The 14,744-nt window shown below is 66.1% G+C and carries 12 protein-coding genes; 8 read left to right on the top strand and 4 right to left on the bottom strand.

What is annotated here, in order from left to right; all coding sequences use genetic code 11:
* Positions 1 to 3 precede the first annotated feature (3 nt).
* Positions 4 to 1,548, bottom strand: a complete 1,545-nt coding sequence (locus AXYL_RS04790; protein ID WP_013391697.1) for an indolepyruvate oxidoreductase subunit beta family protein — start codon at positions 1,546 to 1,548, stop codon at positions 4 to 6.
* A 13-nt stretch (positions 1,549 to 1,561) separates the two neighbouring features.
* Positions 1,562 to 3,784 carry an indolepyruvate ferredoxin oxidoreductase subunit alpha gene (locus tag AXYL_RS04795; protein WP_013391698.1) on the bottom strand — a complete coding sequence of 741 codons (2,223 nt, stop codon included), beginning with the start codon at positions 3,782 to 3,784 and terminating at the stop codon, positions 1,562 to 1,564.
* Positions 3,785 to 4,154: 370 nt separating this feature from the next.
* Here AXYL_RS04795 and AXYL_RS04800 point away from each other — a divergent pair, with 370 nt between their 5' ends.
* The 6 genes from AXYL_RS04800 to AXYL_RS04825 all read left to right on the top strand — a co-directional run bounded on the left by AXYL_RS04800 (position 4,155) and on the right by AXYL_RS04825 (position 10,380).
* Positions 4,155 to 4,652: a MarR family winged helix-turn-helix transcriptional regulator gene (locus AXYL_RS04800; protein ID WP_041652321.1), complete on the top strand. Its 498-nt coding sequence runs from the start codon at positions 4,155 to 4,157 to the stop codon at positions 4,650 to 4,652.
* A gap of 188 nt (positions 4,653 to 4,840) precedes the next feature.
* The gene (locus AXYL_RS04805) at positions 4,841 to 6,412 is read left to right on the top strand and encodes an ABC transporter substrate-binding protein (RefSeq protein ID WP_013391700.1); all 1,572 of its coding nucleotides are present in this window, start codon (positions 4,841 to 4,843) and stop codon (positions 6,410 to 6,412) included.
* An 84-nt stretch (positions 6,413 to 6,496) separates the two neighbouring features.
* Complete coding sequence (locus tag AXYL_RS04810; RefSeq protein WP_013391701.1) at positions 6,497 to 7,486, top strand: ABC transporter permease; 990 nt, start codon at positions 6,497 to 6,499, stop codon at positions 7,484 to 7,486.
* Positions 7,486 to 8,400 carry an ABC transporter permease gene (locus tag AXYL_RS04815; RefSeq protein WP_013391702.1) on the top strand — a complete coding sequence of 305 codons (915 nt, stop codon included), beginning with the start codon at positions 7,486 to 7,488 and terminating at the stop codon, positions 8,398 to 8,400. Before AXYL_RS04810 ends, AXYL_RS04815 begins: the two co-directional genes overlap by 1 nt.
* 7 nt (positions 8,401 to 8,407) lie before the next feature.
* Positions 8,408 to 9,388 (top strand): ABC transporter ATP-binding protein, encoded by a 981-nt coding sequence (locus AXYL_RS04820; RefSeq protein ID WP_013391703.1) that lies wholly within the window; start codon positions 8,408 to 8,410, stop codon positions 9,386 to 9,388.
* Positions 9,385 to 10,380 carry an ABC transporter ATP-binding protein gene (locus AXYL_RS04825; protein WP_013391704.1) on the top strand — a complete coding sequence of 332 codons (996 nt, stop codon included), beginning with the start codon at positions 9,385 to 9,387 and terminating at the stop codon, positions 10,378 to 10,380. Before AXYL_RS04820 ends, AXYL_RS04825 begins: the two co-directional genes overlap by 4 nt.
* Positions 10,381 to 10,440: 60 nt before the next feature.
* Here AXYL_RS04825 and AXYL_RS04830 read toward each other — a convergent pair whose 3' ends face one another.
* Positions 10,441 to 10,974 (bottom strand): hypothetical protein, encoded by a 534-nt coding sequence (locus AXYL_RS04830; protein WP_013391705.1) that lies wholly within the window; start codon positions 10,972 to 10,974, stop codon positions 10,441 to 10,443.
* A 137-nt stretch (positions 10,975 to 11,111) separates the two neighbouring features.
* Positions 11,112 to 11,909, bottom strand: a complete 798-nt coding sequence (locus AXYL_RS04835; protein WP_013391706.1) for an AraC family transcriptional regulator — start codon at positions 11,907 to 11,909, stop codon at positions 11,112 to 11,114.
* Between the two features lie 99 nt (positions 11,910 to 12,008).
* Here AXYL_RS04835 and AXYL_RS04840 point away from each other — a divergent pair, with 99 nt between their 5' ends.
* Positions 12,009 to 12,929 (top strand): DMT family transporter, encoded by a 921-nt coding sequence (locus tag AXYL_RS04840; RefSeq protein ID WP_013391707.1) that lies wholly within the window; start codon positions 12,009 to 12,011, stop codon positions 12,927 to 12,929.
* Between the two features lie 106 nt (positions 12,930 to 13,035).
* Positions 13,036 to 14,709: an energy-dependent translational throttle protein EttA gene (gene ettA / locus AXYL_RS04845; protein ID WP_013391708.1), complete on the top strand. Its 1,674-nt coding sequence runs from the start codon at positions 13,036 to 13,038 to the stop codon at positions 14,707 to 14,709.
* The last annotated feature ends 35 nt before the right edge of the window (positions 14,710 to 14,744 follow it).

Consider the following 14,744-nt stretch of genomic DNA (forward strand, 5'->3'; position numbering starts at 1 on the left):
GTCTCAGGCCGCCAGCTTGTCAGCCAGCTGGCGTTCCATGGGGCCGCATTTTTCATTGGCCAGCGCGGTTTCGCGCAGCGCGCGCAGCGTTTCGGCGGCGTCGGGCCGGCCGGCCAGCTGTTCCGCCGCGGCGAGCAACTGGCGGTACTTGCCGCCGCCGCGCACGTGCGTGTCGCTATAGCCCTTGACCAGGCGGCGGCAATTCACGGTTTCGACGGCCAGCGCGTAGTCGCGCGGGGCCAGCCTGGCGATCAGGTCCAGCCACTGTTCCAGGCCGGCGGCTTCGGTCTGGTGGCGCAGCGTGCTGCGGCGGAAGCGCCGCATGCCGGCCAGCGTGTACAGCATCAGGAAGCCGCCCAGCGTGCCGCTCTGCATGCGGCGGCCGTGGCCCAGGCGGCGTTCGACGAAGCCGCCGACGGCCTTGGAGTTTTCGAGCCAGCGGCCCAGCCCGGCGGGCAAGGTGCCGCAGATCTCTTCCAGGCGCGGGTGCATGAATTCCGTGGTGTAGACCAGCTGGTCCGGGCGCGCGCCCACTTCCTGGCGCACGCGGTCAAAGCGGGTGGCGCGGGTCTTCAGGTCGGCGACGCGGATCACGTCGTCGTAGGCCATGGCCGTGGCCACGTAGCGCGCGGAGGCACAGGTCAGCGCCCATTGCCGGGCCTCGCCGCCGTGGGCGGCGTCCAGGTCGCGGATGGCCTTCATGCGGCGCAGGTATTCGGTGGCGTAGGCCAGGTCCTGGAATTCGATCTGGCGGCGCACGCCCACGGCCAGCATGGGCTGGGCACAGGCGGGGAAGTCGCGCTTGATCGTGTCCAGCAGGGCTTGCGCCTTGGGGCTGGCGGCGCGTTCGGGCACGGCGGGCACGGGGCGCGCCAGATCGATGGGGGCCGGTTGCGCGGGCGCCTGGTCGGCGGATTCGTAGCCCAGCGCAAAGGCGCGCAAGCTGGCTTCCACTCCCAGTCCGGCACGGCGCACCGTGGCTTCGAAATCGTCGCGCGAAAAGGGCAGGGCGCCGCTGCCGGCCACCGCGCCGAACAGGCTGGCGCTGATGACGCTGCCGGCGCGGTCGGCCAGGTCCTGCAGGTCGAAGCAGAGGAAGCGCTTGGCCGCGGCGCGGCCGGCTTCCAGCACTTTGTTCGGATCGGCGATGCCATTGCCGGGCGCGGATTTTTCGCTGACCGCGTAGCTGCGGTGGGAAGAAGTCAGCAGCACCGTGCGTTCCGGCGTGACCAGTCCGCGCTGGATGGCGCGGCCGCCTTCCATCAGTTCGGCGGCCACCACCAGGTCGACGTCGCCCGGGGTCGGCATCAGCGCCAGGGCGGGTTGCCGTCCGGCGCGTTGCACCTCCGATTCGGGCAGCAGCTCCAGGTAATAGATGGTGGCGCCGGTACGCTGGGCCACGCCCGGCACCGAAGTGGTCTGGGCCCACCAGCCGGCGTGCTCGGCCATGTCGACGATCCAGTCGGCCAGTACGCCGCCGCCCTGACCGCCCATGGCCAGGATGGCGATCTTGATCGGGTTGGCTTGTTGCATAGCGGCCGGGTTCATGGAACGGTTGTCCTCAGAGGGCGTAGTGGGCCAGGCGCGCGGCGCGGCGGCGTTGCAGGAAGCCGATGACGGCGGTGCGCATGCGCGCCAGGAAGCGGTCGCGGCCGGTCGGGTTGTGGACGATGTCGGCGCGGTAGAAGGATGGGCAGAGCACCGCGGCATGGGCGACTTCGCCGCAATTGCCGCAGCCCACGCAGCTGCTTTCCACGTGCGCCACCGGGTCTTCCTTCAAGGGGTCGCCGCTATCCTTGACCGTCAGCGACGGGCAGCCCGACAGGCGGATGCAGGCGTGGTCGCCGGTGCAGACGTCCGGGTCCACGCCGAAGCGTTCCTTCACCACGCGCTTGCCTTCCTTGACTGCCTTGTTGAACAGCGGCTTGATGCGGCGCTGCTTGTTCAGCATGCATTCCGACTGCGCGATGATGACCTTGGGGCCCTTGATGTCGGTGGTCAGCGCTTCCTCGATGGTGGCGCGCACCTTGGCCACGTCATAGGTGCGGTCCAGCGTGCGCACCCATTTCACGCCCACGCCGCGCACGGCCTGGTCGATCGGGTTGTTGGTGGAGCGGTCCGGATTTTCGGCGCGCGAGGACAGGATGTCCTGGCCGCCCGTGGCCGAGGCGTAGAAGTTGTCGACGATGACGATGACGCCGTCGTACTTGTTGAACACCGCGTTGCCGATGCCCGAGGACAGCCCGTTATGCCAGAAGCCGCCGTCGCCCATGATGGAGATGGGACGCTTGGCGGCCGGCACGTTGAAGGCTGCCGCGCTGGACGCGCCCAGGCCGTAGCCCATGGTGGTGGCGCCCAGGTTGAACGGCGGCAGGATGGAGAACAGGTGGCAGCCGATGTCGCAGGAGATGTGGTGCTGGCCCAGTGTCTCCTGCGCCAGCGTCAGGGCCGAGAAGATCGGCCGTTCCGGACAGCCCGTACAGAAGCCGGCGGGGCGCGGCGGCACCACGGCGGCCAGGCCCTCGACGTGCTTGTGGAAGGTGATGGGTTGTTCGGCCGGGCGGGCGGGCTTGGGCCGCGCCACCTCGGTGATCTGGAGCTGGCTGGCGGCAGCTTCGGCGTCGGCCGCGGCGGCGGGATGCGTCTGCAGCGATTCCGGACGCTGACGCTTGAGGAATTCACGCAGGCCGTCGCGCATGACCTGGGTGGTGTATTCGCCCGCCATCGGCAGCACGTCCTTGCCGGACAGCTTGGTGTCGATGCCGGCGCGGCGCAGCACGGCGTGCAGGTTCTGTTCGATGTAGTCGGGCTGGCCTTCTTCCAGCAGCAGCACGGCGCGCTTGCCGCGGCAGAAGGCTATGACCTCGTCCTCGATGACGGGGTAGGTCACGTTCATGACGTACAGCGGGATGCGGCTGTTGCCGAAGTTGTCGGCCAGGCCCAGCAGTTGCAGGGCGCGGATCACGCCGTTGTAGAGGCCGCCTTGCAGGATCAGTCCGATATCGTCCTGGTCGCCGTCGAAGTGCTCGTTGAGCTTGTGTTCCTTGATGTAGCGGATGGCAGCGGGCCAGCGTTCCTTGATCTTTTCCTGCTCGTGCAGGAAGGAGGCGGGCGGCAGCACGATGCGGCTGGTGTCGCGCGCCGGGCTTTCCAGCGCCTGCGCCAGCGAGAAGGCGGGACGCTTGTTTTCCTTGGCGATGAAGCGGCCGTGCACGTGGCAGCCGCGGATGCGCAGTTGCAGCATTACAGGTGTCTTGCTGGCCTCGGACAGCTCGAAGCCGTCTTCCACGGCCTTGACCATGCTTTCCAGATTGGGGCGCGGATCCAGCAGCCAGATCTGCGACTTCATGGCGAACGCGTGCGAGCGTTCCTGCATGATGGACGAGCCTTCGCCGTAGTCCTCGCCCACGATCACGAGCGAGCCGCCCGTGACGCCGCCGGAAGCCAGGTTGGCCAGCGCGTCGGACGCGACGTTGGTGCCCACCGTGGATTTCCAGGTGACGGCGCCGCGAATGGGGTACATGACCGACGCGGCCAGGGTGGCCGCCGCGGTGGCTTCGGAGGCGCTGGCCTCGAAGTGTACGCCCAGTTCCTGGAGGATGTCGTTGGCGTCGGCCAGCACGTCCATCAGGTGCGAGATCGGCGAACCCTGGTAACCCGCGACGTAGCCCACGCCGGATTGCAGCAAGGCCTTGGTGACCGCAAGAATGCCTTCTCCGCGGAACTCTTCGCCCGCGCCGATGCGCAATTGCTGGACTTCTTTTTTGAAAGACCTTTCAGCCATCTGGCACTCCTTCGCGGCCCGGCCTGCGGGTCCTCAATGGTTGCTGCTGCGCAGCATCGTCACGTCAGGAAATTCTCGTCTTAAAAATACTTTAGGAGTCAACGTTTTAGCTGTCAACAAAAAAGATGAAATTTCATGGAAAACAAAAAATATCACGCTAAAACAATGACGTATATACTCGTTGTTCTCTAGTTCGCAGCGCGATTCAGGCGCTGCGATGGTGCAAAAACGGGTTGCGATTCCGGGTATACCCTGTGCTGCGCAACAGCATTGCGGCACATCATGGCGCGTGGTTGCGCCAGCGTGGTGCAATGCGCATTTCGTCGGGCCGGCGCAGGCCCTGGATTCCGGTGCGTGGGAGCAAAGCAACATGCGGTTGGACAAGCAGCGGGACACGGACGCGGCGGCGCACAAGGCCCGCTTCGTCGATGGTTATCTGGCCTATCTGCTGGCGCAGGCCAGCCAGCGCATTTCTGCGGAATTCCATCTGCAGGTGAATTCGGCCGGCCTGTCGGTGACCGAATGGCGGGTACTGGCCAGCCTGCAGGGCAGCCCGGGCGAAACCATAGGCATGCTGGCGGTGCTGGCCATCACCAAGCAGCCGACCTTGAGCAAGGTGGTGCAGCGCATGGAGGCCGAAGGCCTGGTGGCGCGCACCGGCGTGCGCGCCGACCGGCGCCAGACCCGGGTCTGCATCACCGCCAAGGGCAGCAACCTGATCGCCGCGCTGTGCGATCAGGCCTTGCAGCACCAGAAGGCCGTGCTCGCGCCTTTCGGCGAGGAAAAAGCCGCGATGCTGATCGACATGCTCGAGGTACTGATGACGGAGCACGTGCCGCTGGAACTGTCGGTGCCGGACGACGAATAGCTGGGCGGACGCCCCCCGGACATACCCAACGCTGTTTGCTTCGATTATTTTGTTACAAGCTTATGTGTCCCCAATAGGTTTTCCCTCTGTGAAAACCCCCTACGGTACGCATAAACCCTCAATTGACGGAGGTCTTGCGGCTAGGCAATATCGCGCCGGTATTCAGACTACAGTCAGGAGTTGAACCTATGCGCCGCACTTTGATTGCTATCGCGATCGCCGCCGCCGTCGCCTTGCCCACGATCGGGCAGGCCAAGACCTTCCGCTGGGCCGCCCAGGGCGACATCCTCACCTTCGATCCGCACTCGCAGAACGAAGGCATGACGATCGCCGCCAACAGCTATGTCTACGAACCGCTGGTGGACTACGACAAGTCCTTCAAGATCAACCCGCGTCTGGCCACGGAATGGGAGCAGGTGTCGCCCACGCTGTACCGCTTCAAGTTGCGCCCCGGCGTGAAGTTCCATGACGGCGCCGCCTTTACCGCCGACGACGTGGTGTTCTCGATCCACCGCGCCATGGCGCCCACCTCGAACTACAAGGCCTACACCACCGGCATCAAGGAAGCGCGCAAGGTCGACGACCTGACGGTCGAGATCGAAACCTCGGCGCCCAATCCCGTGCTGCTGCGCCAGCTGACCAACGTGTTCATCATGAACAAGGCCTGGTCGGAAAAGAACAACGCCGCCAAGCCGCAGGACTTCGTCAACAAGGAAGAGACCTACGCCGCGCGCAACACCAACGGCACCGGCCCCTACAAGCTGAAGTCGCGCGAAGTGGACGTGCGCACGGTGTTCGAGGAAAACAAGGACTGGTGGAACAAGGCCGGCAAGGTCGGCAACGTGACCGAGGTCGTGTTCACGCCGATCAAGCAGAACGCCACGCGCACCGCGGCGCTGCTGTCGGGCGAAATCGACTTCGTGCTGGATCCGGCGGCCCAGGACCTGGAGCGCCTGCGCCAGTCGGCCAAGGTCGTGGAAGGCAACGAGTACCGCACCATCTACCTGGGCCTGGACCAGAAGCGTCCGGAACTCCAGTACTCCAACATCAAGGGCAAGAACCCGTTCCAGGACATCCGCGTGCGGGAAGCGCTGTACCGCGCCATCGACGTGGACGCGATCAAGCGCGCCGTGATGCGCGGCCTGTCCGCGCCCACCGGCACGATGATCGCGCCGCAGGTGCATGGCTGGGCCCAGTCGCTGCAGGCGCGCGTGCCCTACGATCCGGAAAAGTCGCGCGCCCTGCTGAAGGAAGCCGGCTATGACGGCACGCTGAACTTCACGCTGGACTGCCCGAACAACCGCTACATCAACGACGAAGCCATCTGCCAGGCGGTCGTCGGCATGTGGGCCAAGGTCGGCGTCAAGGCCACCATGAACGCCATGCCGCGCTCCACCTATTTCCCCAAGGTGCAGTCGTTCGACACCAGCGCCTTCCTGTTCGGCTGGGGCGTGCCCACGTTCGACGCCATGTACACGCTGCAGAACCTGATCCGCACCAAGGGTGAGGGCGCGGACGGCATGTACAACCTGGGCAACTACAGCAACAAGGAACTGGACGTCATCATCGACCGGATCAAGACCGAAACCGATCCGGCCAAGCGCGACGCCGACATCATCACCGTGCTGCAAGGGCACGCCAAGGACTTCGGCCACATCCCGCTGCACGACCAGGTCATTCCCTGGGCCATGCGCAAGAACGTCACGGTCGTCCACCGTGCCGACAATCGCCTCGTTGCCGATTGGGTCAAGGTTGACTGATCCAGGCTAATCAAACGGCGCAGCCCGCCGGCCTGTTCATGCTGAACAGGCCGGCGGGCTTTCGCTGTTACGCCTTTTCCGCCTATGTTTGCTTTCATACTGCGTCGCCTGTTGCAGGCCGTAGCGGTGATGCTCACCGTCGCGCTACTGGCCTTTGTGCTTTTTCAATACGTCGGCGACCCTGTCACCATCATGCTGGGACAGGACGCCACCGATGCCGAGCGCATCGAACTGCGTGAGCGCCTGGGGCTGAACGAGCCCGCCATCGTCCAATTCGGCCACTTCGTGGCCAACGCCCTGCAGGGCAATTTCGGCATATCCCTGCGCCAGAGCGAACCGGTTTCCACCTTGCTGAAATCCCGCCTGCCGGCCACGCTGGAACTGTCGATGGTGGCTGCCTTGCTGGCGCTGCTGGTGGGCGTGCCGCTGGGTGTGTACACCGCGCTCAAGCGCAACAGCCTGGTGTCGCAGTTGTTGCTGGCCGGCTCCTTGCTGGGGGTGTCGCTGCCCACCTTCCTGATCGGCATCCTGCTGATCCTGGTGTTCTCTGTGCAACTGGGCTGGCTGCCCAGCTACGGGCGGGGCGACACCGTCAGCGTGGGTTGGTGGTCCTCGGGACTATTCACCGCCACGGGCTGGAAGCACCTGATCCTGCCGTCCATCACCTTGTCGCTGTTCCAGATGACCCTGGTGCTGCGGCTGGTGCGTTCGGAAATGCTGGAGGTGCTGCGTTCGGACTACATCAAGTTCGCTCGCGCCCGCGGGCTGAAGCGCCGCGCCATCCACTTCGGCCATGCGCTGAAGAACACGATGGTGCCAGTCATCACCATCACCGGCCTGCAGCTGGGCGGCATCATCGCTTTCGCCATCGTCACGGAAACCGTGTTCCAGTGGCCGGGCATGGGGTTGCTGTTCATCCAGGCGGTGCAGTTTGCCGATGTGCCGGTCATGGCGGCCTACCTGTGCCTGATCGCGCTGGTATTCGTGGTGATCAACCTGATCGTCGATCTTTTGTATTTTGTCGTGGACCCGCGCCTGCGTTCCGGGCTGACCCGCGGCGGGGGGGCTCACTGATGCGCGCCGTACTCAAACGCTGCTGGGACAGCGACATCGCCTGGGCCTGGCGCCGGGCGCCCGTGGCCATCATCGCCACCGTGATGCTGGCGCTGCTGCTGATCGGCTCCTTCGGGGCCGGCTGGGTGGCGCCGCACAACCCGTTCGACCTGACCAAGGTGGAACTGCTGGACGCGCTGCTGCCGCCGGCATGGGAGGCCAACGGCCTGCCGACCTATCTGCTGGGCACCGACAGCCAGGGCCGCGACCTGTATTCGGCCATCCTGTATGGCACTCGCGTGTCGCTCTTGATCGGCCTGGCCTCGGTGCTGCTGTCCATGCTGATCGGCATCGTGCTGGGGCTGATTTCGGGTTACGCGGGCGGGCGCATCGACGCCTTCATCATGCGTATCGCCGACGTGCAGCTGTCGTTTCCTGCGATCCTGATCGCGTTGCTGATCGACGGCGTGGCGCGGGCGGCTGTGCCGCGCGAGCTGCACGAGCTGATCGCGTTCCCGGTGCTGATCGGCGCGATCGCGTTGGCGGGCTGGCCGCAGTACGCGCGCACGGTGCGCGGCTCTACCCTGGTGGAGAAGAACCGCGAGTACGTGCAGGCGGCGCGCGTGATCGGCGTGGCCTCGCCCGTCATCATGTTCCGCCACGTGCTGCCCAATGTGCTGGGACCGGTGCTGGTGCTGGCCACGGTGCATCTGGCCACGGCCATCATCACCGAAGCCACGCTGTCGTTCCTGGGCGTGGGGGTGCCGCCGACGGCGCCGTCGCTGGGCACGCTGATCCGCATCGGCAACGACTTCCTGTTTTCAGGGGAATGGTGGATCACCATCTTCCCCGGCGCGGCGCTGGTGCTGCTGGTGCTGTCGGTCAACCTGCTGGGCGACTGGCTGCGCGATGCGCTCAACCCGCGTCTGAATTGAGGTTTACATGAGCGCACTTCTAGAAGTCCGCAATCTGCGCGTGGAATTTCCCACGCGCCGCGGCACGCTGCGCGCCCTGGACGACGTGTCCTTTTCCATCCAGGCTGGCGAAGTCCTGGGCGTAGTGGGCGAATCCGGCGCCGGCAAATCCTTGACCGGCGCATCCATCATCGGTCTGCTGGAGCCTCCCGGCCGCATCGCCGCGGGCGAGATCCTCCTGGCGGGCCGCCGTATCGACAACCTGCCCGACGAACAGATGCGCCGCGTGCGCGGCCGCGAAATCGGCGCGGTGTTCCAGGACCCGCTGACCTCGCTGAACCCGCTGTACACGGTAGGCCGGCAATTGGCGGAAACCATCGTGACCCACCTGGACCTGAGCTGGTCCCAGGCGCGCGCGCGCGCGGTGGAGCTGCTGGCATCGACCGGCATCCCGGCCGCGCGCGAGCGCATCGACCACTACCCGCACCAGTTTTCCGGCGGCATGCGGCAGCGCGTGGTGATCGCGCTGGCGCTTGCGGCCGAACCCAAGCTGGTGGTGGCGGACGAACCCACGACCGCGCTGGACGTGTCGATCCAGGCGCAGATCATCGAGCTGCTCAAGCGCCTGTGCCGCGAAAACGGCACGGCGGTGATGCTGATCACGCACGACATGGGTGTGATTGCCGAAACCGCCGACCGCGTGGCGGTGATGTACGCGGGCCGCGTGGCCGAGATCGGCCCGGTGGCGGACGTGATTCACAAGCCGCGCCATCCCTACACGACAGGACTGATGGGATCGATCCCGTCGCTGGAAGGGCATGCTGAAAGACTGGTGCAGATCGACGGCAGCATGCCGCGCCTGAACGCCATTCCGCCGGGCTGTGCCTTCAATCCGCGCTGCGGCCAGCGTCTGCCGCGTTGCGGCGTGGAGCGGCCGGAGCTGATGGCGGCCGGCACCTCGCGCGCGGCCTGTTGGCTGCACGACAACAACGATAAGGTGGCCGCATGACGACGCCCTTGGTAGAAGTAAAGGACGCCGCGCGCTGGTTCGATGTGTCGCCGCCGTGGCTGGAGCGCAAGCTCGCGGGCAAGCCGCGCGTGATGCTGCGCGCCGTGGACGGGGTCTCGTTCGAGATCGCGCGCGGCGAAACGCTGGCGCTGGTGGGCGAATCGGGCTGCGGCAAGTCGACCGTGGCGCGCATGCTGGTGGGCCTGTACGGCCTGACCCGCGGCGACATTCGCTTTGACGGACAGCCCTTGTCGCGCATGTCGGAGCCGGGCGGCCGCGCCCTGCGCAAGCGCCTGCAAATGATTTTCCAGGATCCCTATGCCAGCCTGAATCCGCGCTGGCGCGTGGGCCGCATCATCGCCGAGCCCATGCTGACCCACACCGCCATGACGGCCGACGAGCGCAGCGCGCGCGTCGGCGAACTGCTCAAGCAGGTGGGCCTGGATCCGGCCGACCAGGGCCGCTATCCGCACCAGTTTTCAGGCGGCCAGCGCCAGCGCATTTCGATTGCGCGGGCGCTGGCGGTGAATCCCGAGTTCCTGGTGTGCGACGAGCCGACCTCGGCGCTGGACGTGTCGGTGCAGGCGCAGGTGCTGAACCTGATGAAGGACCTGCAGCGCAACCTGGGGCTGACCTATCTGTTCATTTCCCACAACCTGGCGGTGGTGCACCACGTGGCCGACCGGGTAGGGGTGATGTACCTGGGCCGCATGGTGGAAGTGGCGCCGCGCGACGAGTTGTTCGCGCGACCGCGCCATCCGTACACGCGCATGCTGCTGGAAGCCATTCCCGACATCAACGGCGCGGGCAAGCCGCGCACCGCGGTGGCGGGCGAAGTGCCCAATCCCTTGAACCCGCCTTCGGGCTGCACCTTCCATCCGCGCTGCCCGCATGCGAATGAGCGCTGCAAGGCCGAGGCGCCAGCGGCGATGGCGGCGGGAGTGTCGGTGGTGGCCTGCCACGCCGTGCAGGAAGGGCGGATCTCCGTCTGATCCGTGGACGGCGCGGTTGCCTGGCGCCAGGCCAGCCGCAACGCGCCGTCCGGCGCCGCTTCAGTGGCGGTGGTTGTGGTCGTGAGGGTGATCGTGGTCGTGGCCGTCCGCCTCGTCCTCATCGTCCTCGTCTTCCTCGTCCTCGTCATCCTCCGCGTCCGGATCCTCCGGCACGGGCTCTTCCGTCAGGGCGAACGGCAGCACATCTTCCAGATTGTCGGACCAGGCGGACTCTTCGCCGTCGTGGTCCAGCTTGATGAAGCGCTCGCCTTCGTTCAGCGATATCTCGACGGCCCAGAGGTATAGGCAATCGTAAGTGTCGTCGTCGGACTGGGGCAGGCCGCCGCGATTGCCCAGCAGGCGGGCGCCCGGGCCGCCCAGTTGGACGTGGGTCTGGTCTTCGTCGGGCTTGGCGTTTTCATCCATGGGCACGCCATAGGTCACCCATTCGGTGCCGTCATCGCCCAGCACCACTTCGGCCAGCACGGGCTTGCCCAGATAGGCGCTCAAGGCGTCGGCGGTCTTGGCCAGCATGTCCAGTTCGGCGGTACTGAAATGGGTCAAGGAGGCGGGGGGAGTGGCGGAGGCAGACATGAAGAGGGTTCCTGGGCGCGATGAAGCCGCGACGGCACGGCAAGATACGGGCCCGCTACAGGCCCTGGCTACAGCCGTATTGTCTCGCGATCGGCCGCGCCTTGCATCAGGCGCTTGGATGACGCGGTTTCCCGGGGTCATGGCGCGGGCGCGCCGCCCTGGCTGCGCCTGCGCGCGTTGTCGGGCGATTCACCCGTAAGCCGCTGGAACATGGCGATGAAGGCCGAGGGCGTGCTGTAGCCCAGCTCGCGCGCGACGGCCTGTACCGGCCGGCCCGCGTCCAGCATGCCCAGGGCGCTGACCACGCGCAGCCGCAGGCGCCATTCATTGAATGACATGCCCAGGTGCTGCTGGCAGTGGCGCAGCAGCGTGCGCTCAGTGATGTTCGCGGTGGCGGCCCAGTGCGCGGCGCCGCGCTTGTCGCCCGGGCTGTGCTGCAGCGCCGACAGGATGGGCGCGAGCAGCGGATCGGAGGTGGCGGGCAGGTAACTGGCGTAGGCCCGCGCCTGGCGCGCCTGGTCGATGACGATCTGCGCCATGCGCCGGTCTTCAGGCGTATCCGGATAGCTGATGCCGCGCCGCTCGAAGTCGCCCAGGATGGCGCGCATGACCGGGCTGATCTCCAGCGTGCACGGTTCCTTCGGCAGGCCGGCACAGGCCGCGGCGGGGATGTCGATACAGGCGTAGTGCACCTCGCCCTCGTTCTGGCAGCAATGCTCGACATGCGGCGGTATCCAGATGGCGTACTGCGGCGGCGACAGATAGGTGATGTCGCCTATGCCGATTTCCATGATGCCGGAGATGGCGAGGTTCAGTTCCGCCCAGGGCGAGCTGTGGCGCTTCATGCGCGAGTTCGGCGTGAAATGCAGGATGCGGCAGGCCAGCGGATAGGGCAGGTGGCTGGCCAGGGCGGGCGCGGAATCGGCGGCTGACATGTCGGAACTTCGTCTGGTTTTGTCTGTTTTTCATTATATACATCGAGTCGGACAGAACCTACACTGCTCTCCTCTTCTCCTTGCCTGTGCATTGCCCTTATGACGCGCGTCTCCACCCCGCATATTCCTGCCCGTTATCTGCTGTACCCGCTGCTGGCAGCCCTGATCTGGTCGGTCAACATGATCGTCACCAAGATGGCGGCCAGCGCCATCGCGCCGGCCGCCATCGGCTTCTACCGCTGGGCCCTGGCCGGCGTGGCGCTGACGCCCTTCGTGCTGCCGGGCGTCTGGGCGCAGCGCCGCCAGATCCTGCCCCACCTGCCCAAGCTGGCGGTGCTGGGCGGGCTGGGCATGGCGCTGTACCAGGGCCTGGCCTATGTGGCGGCGGCCAGCACCACGGCCACCAATATGGGCATCATCACCGCGATGATTCCGCTGATGACCATAGCGGTGGTGGCGCTGCTGCTGCGCGAACTGCCCTCGGTCATGGCCATGCTGGGCGGCCTGCTATCGCTGGCGGGCCTGGCCCTGCTGATCGGCGAGGGCGATCCCGCGCGCCTGTTGGAAGTGGGCGCCAACCGTGGCGACCTGCTGATGGGCATAGGCGCGCTGGCCTACGCGCTGTACGGGGTGCTGCTGCGCCGCTGGGCCTTGCCGGTGGGGCCGTGGCAGTCGCTGTATGTGCAGGTGGCTTTCGGCGTGCTGTTCCAGCTGCCGGCCTTCCTGATGGCGCCGCCTTCGCCGCTCAATGGCGACAACCTGCCGCTGGTGCTGTATGCGGCGGTGTTTCCGTCGCTGTTCGCGCCCTTCCTGTGGATGCAGGGCGTGAAGCACCTGGGACCCAACCGCGCCAGCATCTTCCTGAATGTCATGCCGGTGGCCACGGTGGCGATCGCGGCCGTGTTCCTGGACGAAAAGCCGCATCTGTTCCACATCGTCGGCGGGGCGATGGCGCTGGCCGGGGTGATGCTGGCGCAGACGGGTACGGGGGCCAGGGCGGCGCGCCCCAAGGTCGCTTGAAGGCCGGGACAGGCGACGCAGGCCGGGTATCCGGCCACGGACACACGCGGGTCAGGGTTCCGGCCTACAATCAACGGTTCATCAGCTATATCACTCCTACGAGCCCATGGCCCAATACGTCTACACCATGAACCGCGTCGGCAAGATCGTGCCGCCCAAGCGGCAGATCCTGCGCGATATCTCGCTTTCGTTTTTTCCTGGCGCCAAGATCGGCGTGCTGGGCCTGAACGGCTCGGGCAAGTCGACGCTGCTGAAGATCATGGCCGGCGTCGATAAGGAAATCGAGGGCGAAGCCATCCCCATGCCGGGCCTGAATATCGGCTACCTGCCGCAGGAACCGCAGCTCAACCCCGAGCACACGGTGCGCCAGTCGGTGGAAGAGGGCCTGGGCGCCGTCGTCACCGCCAAGAAGCGCCTGGACGAGGTCTATGCCGCCTACGCCGAGCCGGACGCCGATTTCGACGCGCTGGCCGCTGAGCAGGCCGAGCTCGAAGCCATCATCGCCGCCGCAGCCTCCAGCGGCGCGGACGATATCGAACACCAGATGGAAATCGCGGCCGACGCGCTGCGCCTGCCGCCCTGGGACGCCATCGTCGGCAAGCTGTCCGGCGGCGAAAAGCGCCGCGTGGCGCTGTGCCGCCTGCTGCTGTCCAAGCCCGACATGCTGCTGCTGGACGAACCCACCAACCATCTGGACGCCGAAAGCGTGGAATGGCTGGAGCAGTTCCTGCACAAGTTCCCGGGGACCGTGGTGGGCGTGACCCACGACCGCTACTTCCTGGACAACGCGGCCGAATGGATCCTGGAACTGGACCGCGGCTACGGTATTCCCTGGAAGGGCAACTACAGCTCGTGGCTGGAGCAGAAGGAAGACCGCCTGAAGCAGGAAGAGTCGTCCGAATCCGCCCGCCAGAAGACCATCAAGAAGGAATTGGAGTGGGTGCGCCAGAACCCGAAGGGCCGCCAGGCCAAGGCCAAGGCGCGCCTGGCCCGCTTCGAGGAACTGTCGTCCTACGAATACCAGAAGCGCAACGAAACCCAGGAAATCTTCATTCCGGTGGGCGAGCGCCTGGGCAACGAGGTCATCGAATTCAATAACGTCAGCAAGGCCTACGGCGACCGCCTGCTGATCGACAACCTCAGCTTCAAGGTGCCGCCTGGCGCCATCGTCGGCATCATCGGCGCCAACGGCGCCGGTAAGTCGACGCTGTTCCGCATGATCGCGGGCCGCGAGCAGCCCGATTCGGGCGAGGTCAACATCGGCCAGACCGTCAAGCTGGCCTACGTGGACCAGTCGCGCGATGCGCTGGAAGACAAGAAGACCGTGTTCGACGCGGTGGCCGACGGCGCCGACCTGCTCACCGTGGGCAAGTTCGAAATGTCGTCGCGCGCCTATCTGGGCCGCTTCAACTTCAAGGGCGGCGACCAGAACAAGGTCGTGGGCCAGTTGTCCGGCGGTGAACGCGGCCGCCTGCACATGGCCAAGACGCTGATCGCCGGCGGCAACGTGCTGCTGCTGGACGAACCGTCCAACGACCTCGACGTCGAAACGCTGCGCGCGCTGGAAGACGCGCTGCTGGAGTTCCCCGGCAGCGTCATGGTCATCAGCCACGATCGCTGGTTCCTGGACCGCATCGCCACGCACATCCTGGCCTTCGAAGGCGACTCGCAAGTCGTGTTCTTCGACGGCAACTACCAGGAATACGAGGCCGACAAGAAGCGCCGCCTGGGCGAAGAGGGCGCCAAGCCCAAGCGCCTGCGCTACAAGGCGCTGAAGTAATCAGCGCCTGACAAGAATCCCGGCTCCGCGCCGGG

It is taken from the genome of Achromobacter xylosoxidans A8, assembly GCF_000165835.1.
In the GTDB taxonomy this organism is placed as follows: domain Bacteria; phylum Pseudomonadota; class Gammaproteobacteria; order Burkholderiales; family Burkholderiaceae_B; genus Achromobacter; species Achromobacter xylosoxidans_B.